The sequence below is a fragment of the Variovorax nivicola genome (assembly GCF_051216475.1).
Classification (GTDB): domain Bacteria; phylum Pseudomonadota; class Gammaproteobacteria; order Burkholderiales; family Burkholderiaceae_C; genus Variovorax.
This window is the reverse complement of the sequence record NZ_JBPJZK010000010.1, coordinates 215430-231994: the sequence shown is the minus strand read 5'-3', so window position 1 is coordinate 231994 and position 16565 is coordinate 215430. Positions and strand designations below refer to the sequence as shown.

Below are 16565 nucleotides of genomic sequence, written 5' to 3'. Positions count from 1 at the left end.
GGCTCTTCCTCGGTCGTCTCGACCTCGAAAGTGTTTCCTATGTCCGCGCACACCTGTTTCCAAGGTCCCCGGTCCATACACTTCGCCAAAAGAAAGTAAGCAAAGAAAAGGCGACCCCACTGTCTGCGACCCCTTCGCGTAGCGAAGGGGCAACCTGTGGTGCTCGCGTTTCGCGGGGTCTCGCCCAAACTCGCTTCGCTCAAACAAGGGCGAGCCCTGATCCGCGAAACGCTGCGCTCCTCGGCGCAGCCAGAGGGGAGGGGAAAGTGCACGGGCCTTTGCTTCGCTCGGCCACGAGGCCACCGCAGGCGCTTTGCGCCTGCGGTGGTTGGTGTTGGCTGTTGGATGTTCTGAGGCCGAGCGAAGCGATGGCCTGCTGGGTTCCCCAATCCCTTCTGGCTGCGCCGAGGAGCGCAGACGTAGACGGGATCAGGGCCGCAGCTGTTTGAGCGAAGCGAGTTCTGCGGACCCCCGTCTACGTCGAGCACCGCAGGTTGCCCGTAGCGAAGCGCAGGGACGCAGACAGTAGGGTCGCCTTTTCTTTGCTTACTTTCTTTTGGCGAAGCAAAAGAAAGTGAGTCGGCCGCCGGGCCGAGACCCGGCCTCGGGAAGCAAACCAGACTCAGGCAACTCAAGCCAACACCCACATCACAGTAGCCAACGGAGGCACGCTGATCGAAATCGAATCCGCCTTCCCATGCCAAGGCACAGGAGCACTTTCCACAACCCCGTTCCCCACGCCGCTCCCCCCATAGATCGAAGCATCCGTATTGATGACCTCCCGGTAGGAACCCGAAACAGGCACCCCCAACCGATACCCATGCCGAGGCACAGGCGTGAAGTTGCAAACAGCCACAACAAACGCCCCATCCCGCCCCCGCCGAACAAACGCAAACACCGACTGATCCGCATCGTCATGCACGATCCACTCGAACCCCGCCCCGTCATGGTCAAGCTCATGCAACGCAGGAAAGTGCCGATACACGTTGTTCAAGTCGCGCACCAGCCGCCGCACCCCCTGATGAGAGGCGTGCTCCAGCAGATGCCAGTCCAGGCCGCGGTCCGCATTCCACTCCGCGTACTGCGCGAACTCGCCCCCCATGAACAACAACTTCTTGCCGGGATACGCCCAGAGGTACCCGTACAGGTTGCGCAAGCCAGCAAACCTCTGCCACTCGTCCCCGGGCATGCGCCCGATCAGCGAGCCCTTGCCGTGCACCACCTCGTCATGCGACAGCGGCAGCACGAAGTTCTCGCTGTGCGCATACATCAGCCCGAAGGTGATCTGCTGGTGATGGTGCTTGCGGTAGACCGGATCGGTGCCCGCATACGCCAGCGTGTCGTTCATCCACCCCATGTTCCACTTGTAGTGAAACCCCAGCCCACCGTCTTCAGGCGGACGGGTCACGCCGGGGAAACTCGTCGACTCCTCAGCGAGCGTCACCGCCCCCGGCCGTTCGACGCCCACCACGCGGTTCATGCGCCGCAGGAAGTCGATGGCCTCCAGGTTCTCGCGTCCGCCGAGCACGTTCGGCACCCACTCGCCGGCCTTGCGGCTGTAGTCGCGGTACAGCATCGAAGCCACCGCATCCACGCGCAGGCCGTCCACGCCGTAGCGCTCCAGCCAGTACAGCGCATTGCCGACCAGGTAGTTGCGTACCTCCGTGCGCGCGTAGTTGAAGATCAGCGTCTGCCAGTCGTTGTGGAAGCCCTCGCGCGGGTCGGCGTACTCGTACAGCGCGGTGCCGTCGAAACGGCCGAGGCCGTGCGAATCGGTCGGAAAGTGCGCGGGCACCCAGTCGAGGATCACACCCAGCCCGGCCGCGTGCGCGGCCTCGACGAAGTGCCGGAAGTCGCCCGGCGTGCCGAAGCGCGAGGTTGGCGCGTACAGCCCGATCGGCTGGTAGCCCCATGAGCCGTCGAAGGGGTGCTCGGTGATCGGCAGCAGCTCGATGTGCGTGAAGCCCAGGTCGCGAACGTAGGGCACCAGCGTGTCGGCCAGATCGCGGTAGTCCAGCCATTCGTGGCCGCCGTTCTTGCGGCGCCATGAGCCCAGGTGCACTTCATAGATGCTGATCGGCGCATCGCGCCCGTTCGCGGCGGCGCGGCCTTCGGGCATCTTCACCGGCGCGGGCAGGGGCTGCACCACGCAGGCCGTGTCGGGCCGCAGCTGCGACGAGAAAGCGAAGGGGTCGGCCTTGCGCAGCACCTCACCCTGCGCCGACAGGATCTCGAATTCGTAGCTGTCGCCAACAGTCACGTGCGGCGCAAAGATCTCCCACACGCCGCACTCGCGGCGCAGCCGCATCATGTGGCGCCGGCCGTCCCAGTTGTTGAAATTACCGACTACCGACACACGCCGCGCATTCGGCGCCCACACCGCAAAGGCCACGCCCTTCACGCCGTTCATCTCGCGCAGGTGCGCGCCCAGCCGCTCCCACGGCCGCAGGTGCGTGCCCTCGGCCAGCAGCCACACATCGGTTTCGCCGAGCACGAACGGAAAGCGATACGGGTCTTCGAGCCGCGAGGTGTGCACCTCCCAGTCGACCTGGAACGAGTAGCCCATCCGGGCCTCGGCCGCCGGCACCAGCCCGCTGAACAGGTCCGAGCCTTCGTGCCGCGCGAGGATGGAAAGCGGCCAGCCGGTGCGCGAATGCACCACGGCCACGTGCTGCGCGCCGGGCAGCAGCGCACGAACTTCCAGCCCTTCGGAGGTCTCATGCGGGCCCAGTACGGCAAACGGATCGCCGTGCTCCGCGCGCATCAGTGCATGGACTTCGGACTCGGGCAGCGGCTTCAAGGGCATGGTGGTCAGCTTCGTCCTTCAACGGCGGGCGTGCCGAAGAAGACGCCATATGGCGACAGCGTCAGCATGCGCTTTTCATCTGAGACCCGCATGACGGCGGTCGGCGCAAGCGGCTGTCCGACGAGAGGCATCAGCCCATCGGGCAACGGCATCGATACCGGCTCGCTCCCGAAGTTGAAGACCGCCTGCAGCGAGTGCTGCCCGTCGCTTCGCTCGAAATGCAGCAGGAGCTCGGGCGCGTCGATGAAGCGGATGCGGCCGGTGTGCAGCAGCGGCTGTGTGCGCCGCCAGTGCAGCAGCGTACGGCTGAAGGCCAGCATCGAACCGGGGTCCGCGGCCTGCCGTTCGACGGCCAGCGGCAGGTGGGGGCCGTACACCGGCAGCCAGGGCGCGCCGGTGGTGAAGCCGCCGTTTGGCGCCTCGGTGGTCCATGGCATCGGCGTGCGGCAGCCATCGCGGCCCTTGAACTCGGGCCAGAAGGCGCGGCCGTAGGGGTCTTGCAGCAATTCGAACGGCACTTCGGCCTCGGGCAGGCCCAGTTCTTCGCCCTGGTAGATGCTGGCGCTGCCGCGCAGCGCGAGCAGCAGCGTCAGCCAGAGCCGGTCGCGGCGCGTGTCGGGTGCGCCGCCGTCGCTCCAGCGCGTGGCGACGCGCGGCACGTCGTGGTTCGACATCGCCCAGCAGCCCCAGCCGCTCGTGGGTTCGAGCGCCTCGTCAAGGGCCTCGACCTGGTGGCGCAGGTGCTGGGGGCTGTGGTCGGCCGTCAGCAGGCTGAAGCTGTAGGCCTGGTGCAGGCGCTTGCCGCGGTCGGTGTACTGCGCCATGACGGGCGGCGCGTTCTCGTCGCCGACCTCGCCCAGCGCCACCGCGCCGTAGCCGTCGAGCAACTTGCGCAGGCTTTCGAGGAACGCCAGGTTCTCGTGCTGGCTCTTGTCGTACAAGTGCTGCTGCATCGCGTAGGGGTTGTCGGCGCGCACCGTGCTGACTTCGTCGATCGACGCAAGCGAGGCCGGCGGGTTGTCGCGCAGCAGCGCATCGTGAAACTGGTGGTTGCAGGCGTCGAAGCGAAAGCCGTCCACGCCGCGCTCGCACCAGAAGCACACCTCGCCCAGCAGTGCTTCCTGCACTTCGGGGCAATGGAAGTTGAGGTCAGGCTGCTCGGCAAGAAAGCTGTGCAGGTAGTACTGCCGCCGGCGCGAGTCCCACTGCCAGGCTGAACCGCCGAACACCGACAGCCAGTTGGTGGGCGGCGTGCCGTCGGGCTTGGGGTCGGCCCACACGTACCAGTCGGCCTTGGGGTTGTCGCGGCTGCTGCGGCTTTCAGCGAACCAGGCGTGCTGGTCGGATGTGTGCGACAGCACCTGGTCGATGACTAGCTTCAGGCCCAGTTCGTGCATCCGCGCCAGCATGGCGTCGAAGTCGGCCAGCGTGCCGAACATCGGGTCGACCGCGCGGTAGTCGGCCACGTCGTAGCCGAAGTCCTTCATCGGCGAACGGAAGAAGGGAGAAACCCAGATGGCATCGACGCCGAGGCTGGCCACGTGCTCGAGCCGGGACGTGATGCCCGGCAGGTCGCCGATGCCGTCGCCGTCGCTGTCCATGAAGCTGCGCGGGTAGATCTGGTAGATCACCGCGCCGCGCCACCATTCATTGCTGTCGGTACTGCTGCCCATGCCGGCCCCTGTGGTCTGAAATCATTGTGGCATGCGAAATTCGGGCCAGTGATACGCAGGTGCGGGGCAGTGGTGCATGGCGCGAAGACCCGTGAAGCTTTCTACACTGGGCGCCGCTCCCGCTTTTCAAAATGACGACATCAGATTCCGCCTCTTCTTCCCTCGCCGCACTCGAAGCGCGGCTCGCCCAAGACCTCGAATACCTCGGCTGGCCCGGGCGCAACTGGATGCCCGCGCGGCAGGTTGACGGTGAGCCGATGCTCGACGTGGTCGTCATCGGCGGCGGGCAGGCCGGCCTGGCTGCCGCGGTGGCGCTGGCGCAGCAGGGCATCCGCGCGGTGGTGTTCGACCGCTCGCCCGCGGGCAGTGAAGGCCCCTGGGCGACCACGGCGCGCATGGAGACGCTGCGCTCGCCCAAGGAACTCACCGGTCCCGCGCTGGGCCTGCCGTCGCTCACCTTCCGTGCGTGGTTCGAGGCCCAGTTCGGGCTGGAGGCCTGGACGGCGATGGACAAGATCCCGCGCCTGCAGTGGATGGACTACCTGGTCTGGTATCGCCGCGTGATGGGTGTGGACGTGCGCAACGACATGACTGTGACCGGCATCCACCCCTTGCCTGACGCGACCGGCGTGCGCCTCGACCTGCGCACGCCGCAAGGCGAACGCAGCGTGCTGGCGCGCCGCGTCGTCCTCGCCACCGGGCGCGACGGCCTTGGCGGGCCGGCCATTCCCGTTTTCGTCAACGCGCTCCCGCGTTCGAAATGGGCGCATTCCTCCGACGAGATGGACTACGGCCAGCTCAAGGGCCTGCGCGTGGGCGTGGTCGGCGCGGGCTCCTCGGCCATGGACAGCGCGGGCACCGCGCTGGAGGCCGGCGCGCACAGCGTCGAGCTGCTGATCCGGCGGCCCGACCTGCCGCGCGTCAACAAGGGCAAGGGCGCGGGCGTGCCGGGGCTCACACAGGGCCACTACGACTTGCCCGACGAACTCAAATGGCGCATCCGTCACTACATCAACGTGGCGAATGTGCCGCCGCCGCACGGCAGCACGCTGCGGGTCTCGGGGCACGCCAATGCCTTCTTCAACTTCGGCTGCCCGATCCTGGCCATCGAGCCGAAGGGCGATTCGATGCGCGTGTCGACGCCGAAGGGCGATTTCGAATTCGACTTCCTCATCGTCTCGACCGGCTTCAAGGTTGACTGGCCGAACCGCCCCGAGTTCGACGGCATCGCCGCCCACGTGCGCACCTGGCAAGACCGCTTCGTACCCGCACCCGGCGACGAAGACCAGGAACTGGCCGACTCGCCCGACCTCGGGCCGGTCTTCGAATTCCAGGAGCGCGTGCCGGGCGAATGCCCGGGGCTCGGGCGCATCCACTGCTTCTGCTACCCGGCGGCGCTGTCGCACGGCACGGTGTCGGGCGACATCCCGGCCATCAGCGATGGCGCCAAGCGGCTTGCGAGCGGCATCGCCAGCCTGTTCTACCGCGAAGACTTCGACCACCACTACGCCAACCTCGAGGCCTATGCCGAGCCGGAACTCTTCGGCGACGAATGGACGCCCGCGCTGCCGCCTCAGGAAAGAAACTGAACCATGACAACAAGCACTCCCACTTCCGATGTGATCGATGCCGCCGTACCGCTGGCAGCGGACCACCCCACCTGGGCGCTGCGCCGCCAGCGCGAAAAGGTCGTCGCCGCCACGCAAGGCAGCTACGACGCGATGTTTTCCCCGGCCGTCGAAGGCCTGTCGGTGAACGAGCGGCTGCTCGTGGCGCTGCATGCCTGCCGCGTGTCGAAGGCGGACAGCTTGGCCGCGCACTACCGCGACCGGCTGGCGGCCGAAGGCGCGGACAGCGCCGTGACGGCGGCGGTGGACGCCGGCAAGCCCGTGGCCGATGCGCGCCTTCAGGCCGTGCTGGCCTTCACCGGCAAGCTGATCGAGCGCCCCATCGAGGGCGACAGGGCTGCCGTGCAGTCGCTGGCCGACAGCGGCCTGTCGACGCCCGCCATCGTGGCGATGAGCCAGCTGATTGCTTTCCTGTCGTACCAGATTCGCGTCGCCGCGGGCCTGAAGGCGCTGGCTGCAGTGGAGGTCTCGGCATGACGGCTCCGATCCGCATCAAGGGCTTTACCACCGAGGTGCTGAAGTGGAAGCCGTGGCTCGACACGGTGAACGTCGACACCGCCACGCCGGCGCAGCTGGCCGCGCTGGACGAGATGAGCCCGCAGGCGCGCACCTCGCCGTACTTTCTGGTGCTGGCGCACCAGCCCGAGATACTGCTGCAGCGCTCCATTGCCTTCAACGCGATCATGTTCGCGCCGGGCGGCATGCCGCGCGCCGAGCGCGAACTGGGCGCCACGGTGGAGTCGCGCGTCAACGGCTGCGTGTACTGCGCCTCGGTGCATGCGCAGCGCTTCGAGCAGCTGGCCAAGCGCAACGACGTGATTTCGCAGGTGTTCGAGGAGCCCGCGGGCGCCGGCACCACTGCGCGCGAGAAGGCCATCGTCGAGTTTTCGATCAGGCTCGGTGCGGAGCCGGACAAGGTCTCGGCCGACGACATGCGCGGGTTGAAGGAGGTCGGGCTGAGCGAGCTGGAAATCCTCGACCTGATCCATTCGGTTGCCATCTTCGCCTGGGCCAACCGGCTGATGCTCAACCTCGGGGAGCCGGTGTTCCCCGAAGCTGCCGCGTCATAGGCGCGCGAGCAGCCCGGCGACGGTTTCGTTCGCCAGGCCCAGCGGTTCGAGCAAATCGTTCTCGCTGCGGAAGTCGACGCCGTTGACCAGCGAGGCGGCATCCACGATGGTGCGCGTCGCGGGCGTCGGCACGCCGGCGATGGCGCCCAGCGCCTCGACGAACACCAGGCCGTAGGGCATGTCTTCGGTCACGTAGCGGGTGTCGGTTTGCGTGGGGCCGGGCGGGCCGCCGCGCTTGGCGTGCAACTCGGCGGCGATGTCTTCGAGCTTTTCCGACGTGGTGCCGAAAGAGCGCGCGAAGTGCGCCTCGATGGGGCCGAGCTCGATGCCGAAGGCTGTCGCCACGGCGCGGCGCTCCTGGTCAAGCGCCTCGATTGCGCGCGACACGCCGGGCGTCATGCAGTGGTACTGCGGCCAGTTCTCGGCGCGCTCGATGCGGGTCCAGTTGAAGACCGCGAGCGGGCCGTGCGACTGTGGGTTGACGTTGGCCAGGGCGCTGGCAAGGGCGCTGTCTTGCGCGGAGAAGCCGTCGCCGAAGAGGGCGGTGCACAGTGCGACGGCCTCGCCGACTTTCGAGCCGGGCAGGGCGGAGACGCCGATGGCCTTGCGCCGCGTCATCACTCTGACCTGCGTGCCGGACTCGCGGCGCGCGGTCAGAACGGTGGTGCCGAAGCTGGCGACGGTGATCTGCCGGCCGGCGCGGCTGGCTGCTTCATGGAGATACAGCGACGACAGCGAGGCCATCGAACTGACGATCACAGTCTGGCCGTCGCGCAGGGAGGGCAGCAACGCATCCATCACGCGCTTGTGGCCGTTGACCGGCAGGGCCAGCAGCAGTACGTCGGAGGCCGCGCACAGCCCGGCCGCGTCGTCGGCGACTTCGACGGTCACTGAAAACGACTGGATGCCGCTGGCCTCCAATGCCTGCGTGCGCAGGGCCTCGGCGCCCTGGCCGCCTGGCGACCACATGGTGACGCCGTGGCCCGCCTGCCGCAGCCATGCCGCGCTGGCCAGCGCGATCGCCCCGGTACCGGCGATGCCGACGCGGTACTTTGCGCCCGAAACCTCAGTCAACCTTGATCCCGCCCTGCTTGATGACTTTGGCCCAACGCTGGCTGTCTTCCGTCACGACCTTGCCCAAGGCAGCCGGGCCGCCACAGGTGTTCACCGCACCCAACTGGGCGAAGCGCTGCTTCGTCTCTGGCAGATTGCAAACCTCGATCAGTGCCGCTGACAGCTTCTCGACGCTTGCCGCCGGCATGCGCGAGGGCGCCATCACGCCGACCCAGACCGGCACTTCCATCCCCGGCAGACCGGTGGCCTCGCCGATGGTCGGGGCCGAGCCCATGCTGGGAAGGGAAACCCGGGAGAAGGTGCCGAGCACGCGCGCCTTGCCGCTGGCGACCATGGGTTCGATCGAGGCCACGCTGGTCACGATGGTCGCGACCTGCCCGCCCAGCAGGTCTGTCATGGCGGGGGCGGCGCCCCGGTAGGGCACATGCAGCAGGTTCGTGCCGCTCGCCTGCGCCAGCAGCGCCCCGGTCAGGTGCGAGACGGTGCCGTTGCCGGTTGAGGCATAGGTCACCTGGCCCGGCCTGGCCTTGGCGTCGCGCAGCACGTCGGCCACCGTCTTGTAGGGGCTCTCGGTGCGCACGGACAGCGTCATCGGCGTGTCGGCCACCAGGGCCACCGGCACCAGTTCGTGCACCGGGTCGTAGGGGAGCTTGGGCTGCAGGTGGGGCGCGATGGTGATCGCGCCGCCGGTGGCCAGCAGCACCGTGGCCCCGTCGGTCGCCTTGGCCACCGCGTCGGCGGCCACGATGCCGCCGGCACCGGCCTTGTTGTCGATGATGACGGGCTGGCCCAGCTTGTCGGTGAGCTTGGCGCCCAGGTAGCGCGCGATCACGTCCTGCGCGCCGCCGGTGGCGAAGGGCACGACGATGCGCAGGGGCTTGTCGTTCTGCTGTGCCCACAGAGGCGTGGCGGCGAGGCCGGCGGCGGTGGCCAGGCCCAGGGCGAGGTATTTCAGGCGCAGTTTCATGGTGTTCCAGGCGGTGCGAAAAACCTGCCGGGCGGCAGGCGTTACCCGCGCAACACGCAGGTTACGTGCCCCGAGTCTAGAGTCTGCCGGCCGGGGCTTTCGCCCGGGCGCGATAATCCCGCGTTCCCGGCCGCCTTGCGCCGGGCTCTTGCCGAACCGCCATGAATCCCAGCTACAAACCCAGCGACGTCGAGTCCGCTGCCCAGGCGCAATGGAGCGCCGCCGATGCCTACCGCGTCACCGAGGACACGAGCCGCAAGAAGTACTACGCCTGCTCGATGCTGCCGTACCCCAGCGGCAAGCTGCACATGGGCCATGTGCGCAACTACACGATCAACGACATGCTCACGCGCCACCTGCGCATGAGCGGCTACAACGTGCTGATGCCCATGGGCTGGGACGCCTTCGGCCTGCCGGCCGAGAACGCGGCGCTGAAGAACGGCGTGCCGCCGGCCAAGTGGACCTACGAGAACATCGCCTACATGAAGGGCCAGCTCCAGGCCATGGGCCTGGCCATCGACTGGAGCCGCGAGATCGCCACCTGCGACCCCAGCTACTACAAGTGGAACCAGTGGCTGTTCCTGAAGATGCTCGAAAAGGGCATTGCCTACCGCAAGACCCAGGTCGTCAACTGGGACCCGGTCGACCAGACCGTGCTGGCCAACGAGCAGGTGATCGACGGCAAGGGCTGGCGCACCGGCGCCACGGTCGAGCGCCGCGAGATCCCGGGCTACTACCTGAAGATCAGCGACTACGCCGAGGAACTGCTCGAACACACCCAGCACAAGCTGCCGGGCTGGCCCGAGCGCGTCAAGCTGATGCAGGAAAACTGGATCGGCAAGAGCGAGGGCCTGCGCTTCGCCTTCACGCATGACATCAAGGACGCGAGCGGCAAGCTGATCCAGGACGGCCGCATGTACGTGTTCACCACGCGTGCCGACACCATCATGGGCGTGACCTTCTGCGCCGTGGCGCCCGAGCATCCGCTGGCCGCGCACGCCGCCACGCTCGACCCCAAGGTCGCGGCCTTCATCGAGGAGTGCAAGAGCGGCGGCACCACCGAGGCCGAGCTCGCCACGCAAGAGAAGAAGGGTGTGCCCACCGGCCTGACCGTCAAGCACCCGATCACCGACGAGCAGGTGCCGGTGTGGGTCGGCAACTACGTGCTGATCGGCTACGGCGACGGCGCCGTGATGGGCGTGCCCGCGCATGACGAGCGCGACTTCGCCTTCGCCAACAAGTACGGCATCGAGATCATCCAGGTGGTGCTGATCGACGACGAGCCGCACTTCGACTATCACAAGTGGCAGGACTGGTACGGTGACAAACAGCGCGGCGTGACCATCAACTCCGACAACTTCAGCGGCATGTCGCACAAGGAGGCCGTGGCCGCCGTGGCGCATGCGCTGGGCCAGAAGGACCTGGGCGAGCTGCAGACCACCTGGCGCCTGCGCGACTGGGGCGTGAGCCGCCAGCGCTACTGGGGCACGCCGATCCCGATCATCCATTGCGACGAACACGGCGCGGTGCCGGTGCCCGAGAAAGACCTGCCCGTGGTGCTGCCCACCGACTGCGTGCCGGACGGCTCGGGCAACCCGCTGCACAAGCATGAAGGCTTCCATGCCGGCGTGGTCTGCCCCGTCTGCGGCAAGCCCGCGCGGCGCGAGACTGACACGATGGACACCTTCGTCGATTCGTCGTGGTACTTCATGCGCTACTGCGACCCGAAGAACGAAGAGGCGATGGTGGCCGGCGGCGCCGACTACTGGATGCCGATGGACCAGTACATCGGCGGCATCGAACACGCGATTCTTCACCTGCTGTACGCGCGCTTCTGGACCAAGGTGATGCGCGACCTTGGCCTCGTGAAGGCCGACGAGCCCTTCAGCAAGCTGCTGACGCAGGGCATGGTGCTCAACCAAATCTTCTACAAGCGCAATGAAAAGGGCGGCAAGGACTACTTCCCGCCCAGCGAAGTCACGACGGTGCTCGATGCGCAGGGCCGCATCACCGGCGGCACCACCGCCGACGGCACGAAGGTCGAATACGGCGGCGTCGGCAAGATGGGCAAGAGCGAGCGCAACGGCGTCGACCCGCAGGACCTGATCGAGAAATACGGCGCCGACACCGCGCGCCTGTACACCATGTTCACCGCGCCGCCCGAAGCCACGCTCGAGTGGAACGACGCGGCCGTCGAAGGCAGCTACCGCTTCCTGCGCCGGGTGTGGAACTTCGGCGTGGCGCAGGCGGAACAGCCTGTGACCCTGGGAGGGCCACCGGCGTACGGCAAGAATGCACAGGCGCTGCGCCGCGAGGTGCACACCGTGCTGCGCCAGATCGACTACGACTACCAGCGCATGCAATACAACACGGTGGTGTCGGGCGCGATGAAGCTGCTCAACGCGCTGGAAGGCTTCAAGTCCGACGGCAGCGCGGGCGACGCGGCAGCGCTGCGCGAGGGCTTCGGCATCCTGCTGCGCTGCCTCTACCCGGCCACGCCGCACATCGCCCAGCAGCTCTGGAACGAACTCGGCTACGACAAGGATCTGGGCGGCCTGCTCGATGCGCCCTGGCCCGTGGTCGACGTCGGTGCGCTGGTGCAGGACGAGATCGAACTCATGCTGCAGGTCAACGGCAAGCTGCGCGGCAAGCTCAGCGTGCCGGCCGGCGCATCGAAGGACGAGATCGAGAAGCTCGCGCTCGCCTGCGACGATTTCGTCAACTTCGCCGAAGGCGCGCCGCCCAAGCGCGTGATCGTGGTTCCCGGCCGTCTGGTCAACGTGGTCCTTTGAACGACTCAAGCATGAACACTCGCAATGTCTCGCTGCCGCGCCGCGGCTTTCTTCTCGGATTGACGGCGGCGGGCGCTTCGCTCGGCCTGGCCGGTTGCGGCTTCGAGCTGCGCAAGGCGCCTGTCTTCGCGTTCAAGACGCTGCAGGTGTCGGGCAACTCGGCCATCATCAACCAGATCCGGCGCGAGCTGCGGGCGACGGGCACCGTGACGGTGGTGACGCCTGAACCGTCCGTCGCCGGCAGCCCGGCACCGGCCTCTACCGCCGACGTGGTGCTCGAGATCCTGAGCGAGGACCGCAACCGCATCGTGATCTCGACCAACTCGGCCGGCCTGGTGCGCGAGCTGCAGCTTCAGCTGAAGGTGCGTTTCCGACTGCGCACGCCGGGCGGTAAAGACCTGCTGCCGGCCACCGACGTCTCGCAGACGCGCGACCTGAGCTTCAACGAAACCAACGCGCTGGCCAAGGAAGGCGAGGCCGACCTGCTGTTCCGCGACATGCAGTCGGACATCGCGCAGCAGCTGATGCGCCGCCTGGCAGCCGTCAAGGAAATCTGAGCCCGCGCGCTCCGGTCATTCCATTTCCATGCAACTTGCCAGCGCCCAGCTCGGGGCCCACCTGCAGAAGGGCCTGAAGCCGCTCTACACGATCCACGGCGACGAGCCGCTGCTCGCGCAGGAAGCGGCCGACGCCATCCGCACCGCCGCGCGCACGCAGGGCTACACCGAGCGCAGCTCGTACACCGTGGCCGGCGCGCACTTCGACTGGAGCGCGGTGCTCGCGGCCGGGGGCTCGCTCTCGCTGTTCGCCGACAAGCAGATCGTCGAGATCCGCATTCCCTCGGGCAAGCCCGGCAAGGACGGCAGCGCGGCCCTGCAGCAGCTGGCCGAGTCCGCGCCCGGCAACGACAGCACGCTCACGCTGGTGATGCTGCCGCGGCTGGACAAGGCCACGCGCACCGGCGCCTGGTTCTCGGCGCTGGAGAACAACGGCGCGAGCATCCAGGTCGACCCGATCGAGCGCAACGTGCTGCCGCAATGGATCGCGCAGCGCCTGGGCCAGCAAGGGCAGCGAGTGATGCCCGGCGACGAAGGCCAGCGCACGCTGCAGTTCTTTGCCGATCGCGTGGAGGGCAACCTGCTCGCCGCGCACCAGGAAATCCAGAAGCTCGCGCTGCTGCATCCGGCCGGCGAACTGAGCTGGGAGCAGGTCGAAGGCGCGGTCAATAACGTGGCGCGCTACGACGTGTTCAAGCTCTCCGAAGCCGTGCTGGCCGGCAATCCGCAGCGCGTGGCGCGCATGCTCGACGGCCTGCAGGCCGAGGGCGAGGCAGAGGTGCTGGTGCACTACACGATTGCCGAGGACATCCGCGCGCTCAAGCGCGTGAAGGACGCGATGGCCTCGGGACGCCCGCTGCCGATGGCGCTGCGCGAGAACCGCATCTGGGGCCCGCGCGAACGCGCCTTCGAGCGCGTGCTGCCGCGGCTGGACGACCGCATGCTGACCCGGCTGCTGCGCTCGGCGCATGTGGTGGACGGCATCGTGAAGGGGCTGAAGCAGCCTGACTGGCCCGCCAGCGGTTGGCAGGCCCTGCAGCGGCTGGCGCTGATGCTGTGCCGCGCCTGTAGCAGCGCGGCGGCCGCTCCGCGACGCGCCTGATCCGGCCCGGGCACGATGGCTCCAGCCATCAAAAGGCCCGTGTAAGCCGGGTCACAGGTCGGCGTGGGAAAATGAGCGCATGAACGCGTTCAACGTCAGCGAGCACATGCAGACACTGGGTCTGCAAGCCAAAGCCGCTGCATTCCTCATGGCCCGTGCGGATGCAGCTACCAAAAACATAGCATTGAAGGCGCTGGCCCGGCGCCTGCGCGAAGCCGGCCCGGTGCTGGCCGTCGCCAACCAGAAGGATCTGGAACGCGCCACTGCCGCAGGCCTCTCGGCTCCGATGGTCGACCGCCTCAAGCTCACGCCCAAGGTCATCGAGACCGTAGCCCTGGGCTGCGAGCAGCTCGCCGGCATGGCCGACGTGATCGGCGAGATCATCGGCATGAAGCAGCAGCCCAGCGGCATCCGCGTGGGCCAGATGCGCGTGCCGATCGGCGTGTTCGGCATGATCTACGAGAGCCGGCCCAACGTGACCATCGAGGCCGCGAGCCTGGCCATCAAAAGCGGCAACGCGGCCATCCTGCGCGGCGGCTCGGAAGCCATCGAGTCGAACAAGGCGCTGGCGCTGCTAGTGTCGGAGGCACTGGCCGAAGCCGGCCTGCCGGTCGAGGCGGTGCAGTTGGTGCAGACCACCGACCGCGAGGCCGTCGGCCAGCTGATCGCCATGCCCGAGTTCGTCGACGTGATCATTCCGCGCGGCGGCAAGGGGCTGATCGAGCGCATCAGCCGCGACGCCAAGGTGCCGGTCATCAAGCATCTGGACGGCAATTGCCACGTCTACGTGGACGACACGGCCGAATTCGACATGGCGCTGCGCATCGTCGACAACGCCAAGACCCAGAAGTACAGCCCCTGCAACGCCGCCGAAGGCCTGCTGGTGTCGGCGTCGGTGGCGGACGACTTCCTGCCCGAGATCGCCGCCATCTTCGCGGCCAAGGGTGTGGAAATGCGCTGTGACCCGGCTGCCGCCGCCATCCTGCGCGCCGACGAGGCGCTCGATCCGAAGGCCCGGGTGGTCGATGCGGTCGAGTCCGACTGGTCCGAGGAATACCTGGCCGCCGTCATCAGCATCAAGGTGGTGGCCGGCGTGGACGAGGCCATTGCGCACATCAACCGCTACTCGAGCCACCACACCGATGCCATCGTCACGCGCGACCACGTGCATGCGCAACGCTTCCTGCGCGAGGTCGATTCGGCCAGCGTGATGGTCAATGCGAGCACACGCTTCGCGGATGGCTTCGAGTTCGGGCTGGGCGCCGAAATCGGCATCAGCACCGACAAGTTCCACGCCCGCGGCCCGGTGGGCATCGAAGGACTGACCTCGCTCAAGTACGTGGTGCTGGGGCAGGGCGAAGTCCGGACCTGATCCGATGCGCCCGCGTGCGGTCTTGTCATTGGGGCGGCCATCCCCAAATCCTACAATTCCGCTCCACCTTTAAGCACAAAACCAACAAGGCCGCCGCATGGTTCCGCATCTCGTCACCGCCCTGACCGGCCCGATCAACGAACTGGAGCAGCGGGTGCTCGACTCGATGCCCGCCATCGAGCGCTGGTTCCGGCTCGAGTGGATGGAGCACACGCCGCCGTTCTACAGCGCCGTCGACATCCGCAACGCCGGCTTCAAGCTGGCTCCGGTCGATACCAACCTCTTTCCGGGTGGCTGGAACAATCTCACCAAGGAGATGCTGCCGCTGGCGGTGCAGGCCGCGCAGGCGGCCATCGAGAAGATTTGTCCGGAAGCGCGCAACCTGCTCGTCATTCCGGAAAATCACTCCAAAAATACCTTTTATCTCGCCAACGTCGCGCAACTGGTGCGCATCTTCCACATGGCGGGGCTCAACGTGCGCATCGGGTCGATCGACCCAGCCATCAAGTCGCCCAAGAAGATCGAACTGCCGAACGGCGAGACCGTGACGCTCGAACCGGTGGTGCGCAGCAAGCGCCGACTGGGTCTGAAGAACTTCGATCCCTGCACAATTTTGCTCAACAACGAGCTTTCTGCAGGAACGCCCGGCATCCTCGAGGATTTGCACGAGCAGTATCTGCTGCCGCCGCTGCACGCAGGCTGGTCTGTGCGTCGCAAGAGCAACCACCTGCACAGCTACGAGGAACTGTCCAAGCGCCTCGGCAAGTTGCTGGGCATCGACCCCTGGCTCATCAACCCGATCTATGCGCGTGCCGAAGGCGTGGACGTGGCCGAGGGCCGCGGCATTGACGTGCTGACCAGCCATGTGGATGCGGTGCTGACCAAGGTGCGCCGCAAGTACAAGGAATACGGCATCAACGAGAAGCCGTTCGTGGTCGTCAAGGGCGGCCACAGCGGCAGCGGCAGCCCGGGCGTGGTGACGGTGCGCGATGCCAAGGACGTCGAGGCGTTGATCGGCAAGCCGCGCGGCACCGCCAGCAGCGCCCCGGCCAGCAAGGCCGGCGCCGGCCGCGAGCTGCGCGAACCCACCGAGCTGATCGTCCAGGAAGGCGTGCTCACCAACGAGCGCGTGCACAACGGCGTGGCCGAACCGGTGGTCTACATGATGGATCGCTACGTTGTCGGCGGTTTTTACCGCGTGCATGCCGAGCGCGCCGCTGACGAAAACCTGAAGCTGCCGGGCGCGAGCTTCGTGCCGCTGGCTTTCTCTGAAAGTGCGCACTTGCCACAGCCCGGCGCCAAGCCTGGCGCCAGTGCGCCCAACCGCTTCTACATGTATGGCGTGGTCGGCCGGCTGGCCATGGTGGCTGCCAGCTACGAGATGGAAGCGACCGACCCGGACGCCGAAATCTACGAATGATTGCCGGGGGCGGCTTGTGGCGGCTTGCGCCGACCACAAGCAACGGCAAAATAGCGGCCCCACAGCAACGGAAACAAAAGGGCGGGAGGGTGACGCGAGTGGAC

The 16565-nt window shown here is 67.2% G+C and carries 12 protein-coding genes; 8 read left to right on the top strand and 4 right to left on the bottom strand.

What is annotated here, in order from left to right; all coding sequences use genetic code 11:
* Positions 1 to 631: 631 nt before the first annotated feature.
* Together glgB and ACSFBF_RS30645 are read right to left on the bottom strand one after the other, a co-directional pair.
* Entirely contained in the window at positions 632 to 2806 is a 2175-nt protein-coding gene (gene glgB / locus ACSFBF_RS30650) for a 1,4-alpha-glucan branching protein GlgB (protein WP_435473617.1), read from the bottom strand.
* 5 nt (positions 2807 to 2811) lie between these two features.
* Positions 2812 to 4479 (bottom strand): alpha-glucosidase, encoded by a 1668-nt coding sequence (locus ACSFBF_RS30645; RefSeq protein WP_435473615.1) that lies wholly within the window; start codon positions 4477 to 4479, stop codon positions 2812 to 2814.
* Positions 4480 to 4610: 131 nt separating this feature from the next.
* Between ACSFBF_RS30645 and ACSFBF_RS30640 the strand changes: the two genes are divergently transcribed.
* The 3 genes from ACSFBF_RS30640 to ACSFBF_RS30630 are packed head-to-tail and all read left to right on the top strand — an operon-like array spanning position 4611 to position 7177.
* On the top strand, positions 4611 to 6068 hold the full coding sequence (locus ACSFBF_RS30640) for an FAD-dependent oxidoreductase (protein WP_435473613.1): 1458 nt from the start codon (positions 4611 to 4613) through the stop codon (positions 6066 to 6068).
* Positions 6069 to 6071: 3 nt separating this feature from the next.
* Entirely contained in the window at positions 6072 to 6584 is a 513-nt protein-coding gene (locus ACSFBF_RS30635) for a CMD domain-containing protein (protein ID WP_435473611.1), read from the top strand.
* Positions 6581 to 7177: a peroxidase-related enzyme gene (locus ACSFBF_RS30630; protein WP_435473609.1), complete on the top strand. Its 597-nt coding sequence runs from the start codon at positions 6581 to 6583 to the stop codon at positions 7175 to 7177. Before ACSFBF_RS30635 ends, ACSFBF_RS30630 begins: the two co-directional genes overlap by 4 nt.
* Here the strand turns inward: ACSFBF_RS30630 and ACSFBF_RS30625 are convergent.
* Positions 7172 to 8251 carry an NAD/NADP octopine/nopaline dehydrogenase family protein gene (locus ACSFBF_RS30625; protein WP_435473607.1) on the bottom strand — a complete coding sequence of 360 codons (1080 nt, stop codon included), beginning with the start codon at positions 8249 to 8251 and terminating at the stop codon, positions 7172 to 7174. The two genes, ACSFBF_RS30630 and ACSFBF_RS30625, sit on opposite strands and share 6 nt — an antisense overlap.
* Positions 8244 to 9218: a Bug family tripartite tricarboxylate transporter substrate binding protein gene (locus ACSFBF_RS30620; RefSeq protein WP_435473605.1), complete on the bottom strand. Its 975-nt coding sequence runs from the start codon at positions 9216 to 9218 to the stop codon at positions 8244 to 8246. The genes ACSFBF_RS30625 and ACSFBF_RS30620 overlap by 8 nt, the downstream gene beginning before the upstream one ends.
* 161 nt (positions 9219 to 9379) lie before the next feature.
* Here ACSFBF_RS30620 and leuS point away from each other — a divergent pair, with 161 nt between their 5' ends.
* From leuS to gshA, 5 genes are all read left to right on the top strand, one after another.
* Positions 9380 to 12010, top strand: a complete 2631-nt coding sequence (leuS, locus tag ACSFBF_RS30615) for a leucine--tRNA ligase (protein ID WP_435473603.1) — start codon at positions 9380 to 9382, stop codon at positions 12008 to 12010.
* 11 nt (positions 12011 to 12021) lie between these two features.
* Positions 12022 to 12567: an LPS-assembly lipoprotein LptE gene (locus ACSFBF_RS30610; protein WP_435473601.1), complete on the top strand. Its 546-nt coding sequence runs from the start codon at positions 12022 to 12024 to the stop codon at positions 12565 to 12567.
* A 28-nt stretch (positions 12568 to 12595) separates the two neighbouring features.
* Positions 12596 to 13669 (top strand): DNA polymerase III subunit delta, encoded by a 1074-nt coding sequence (gene holA / locus ACSFBF_RS30605; RefSeq protein WP_435473599.1) that lies wholly within the window; start codon positions 12596 to 12598, stop codon positions 13667 to 13669.
* Positions 13670 to 13748: 79 nt separating this feature from the next.
* Positions 13749 to 15041 (top strand): glutamate-5-semialdehyde dehydrogenase, encoded by a 1293-nt coding sequence (locus ACSFBF_RS30600; RefSeq protein WP_093076969.1) that lies wholly within the window; start codon positions 13749 to 13751, stop codon positions 15039 to 15041.
* Between the two features lie 97 nt (positions 15042 to 15138).
* Positions 15139 to 16461, top strand: a complete 1323-nt coding sequence (gene gshA / locus ACSFBF_RS30595; RefSeq protein WP_435473596.1) for a glutamate--cysteine ligase — start codon at positions 15139 to 15141, stop codon at positions 16459 to 16461.
* Positions 16462 to 16565: the final 104 nt, after the last annotated feature.

Bases quoted from the DNA above. Each gene is read 5' to 3' on its own strand.
- ACSFBF_RS30610 (WP_435473601.1), top strand. From the start codon at position 12,022: ATGAACACTCGCAATGTCTCGCTGCCGCGCCGCGGCTTTCTTCTCGGA.
- leuS (WP_435473603.1), top strand. From the start codon at position 9,380: ATGAATCCCAGCTACAAACCCAGCGACGTCGAGTCCGCTGCCCAGGCG.
- gshA (WP_435473596.1), top strand. From the start codon at position 15,139: ATGGTTCCGCATCTCGTCACCGCCCTGACCGGCCCGATCAACGAACTG.
- ACSFBF_RS30620 (WP_435473605.1), bottom strand. From the start codon at position 9,218: ATGAAACTGCGCCTGAAATACCTCGCCCTGGGCCTGGCCACCGCCGCC.
- glgB (WP_435473617.1), bottom strand. From the start codon at position 2,806: ATGCCCTTGAAGCCGCTGCCCGAGTCCGAAGTCCATGCACTGATGCGC.
- ACSFBF_RS30640 (WP_435473613.1), top strand. From the start codon at position 4,611: ATGACGACATCAGATTCCGCCTCTTCTTCCCTCGCCGCACTCGAAGCG.
- ACSFBF_RS30600 (WP_093076969.1), top strand. From the start codon at position 13,749: ATGAACGCGTTCAACGTCAGCGAGCACATGCAGACACTGGGTCTGCAA.
- ACSFBF_RS30645 (WP_435473615.1), bottom strand. From the start codon at position 4,479: ATGGGCAGCAGTACCGACAGCAATGAATGGTGGCGCGGCGCGGTGATC.
- holA (WP_435473599.1), top strand. From the start codon at position 12,596: ATGCAACTTGCCAGCGCCCAGCTCGGGGCCCACCTGCAGAAGGGCCTG.
- ACSFBF_RS30635 (WP_435473611.1), top strand. From the start codon at position 6,072: ATGACAACAAGCACTCCCACTTCCGATGTGATCGATGCCGCCGTACCG.
- ACSFBF_RS30630 (WP_435473609.1), top strand. From the start codon at position 6,581: ATGACGGCTCCGATCCGCATCAAGGGCTTTACCACCGAGGTGCTGAAG.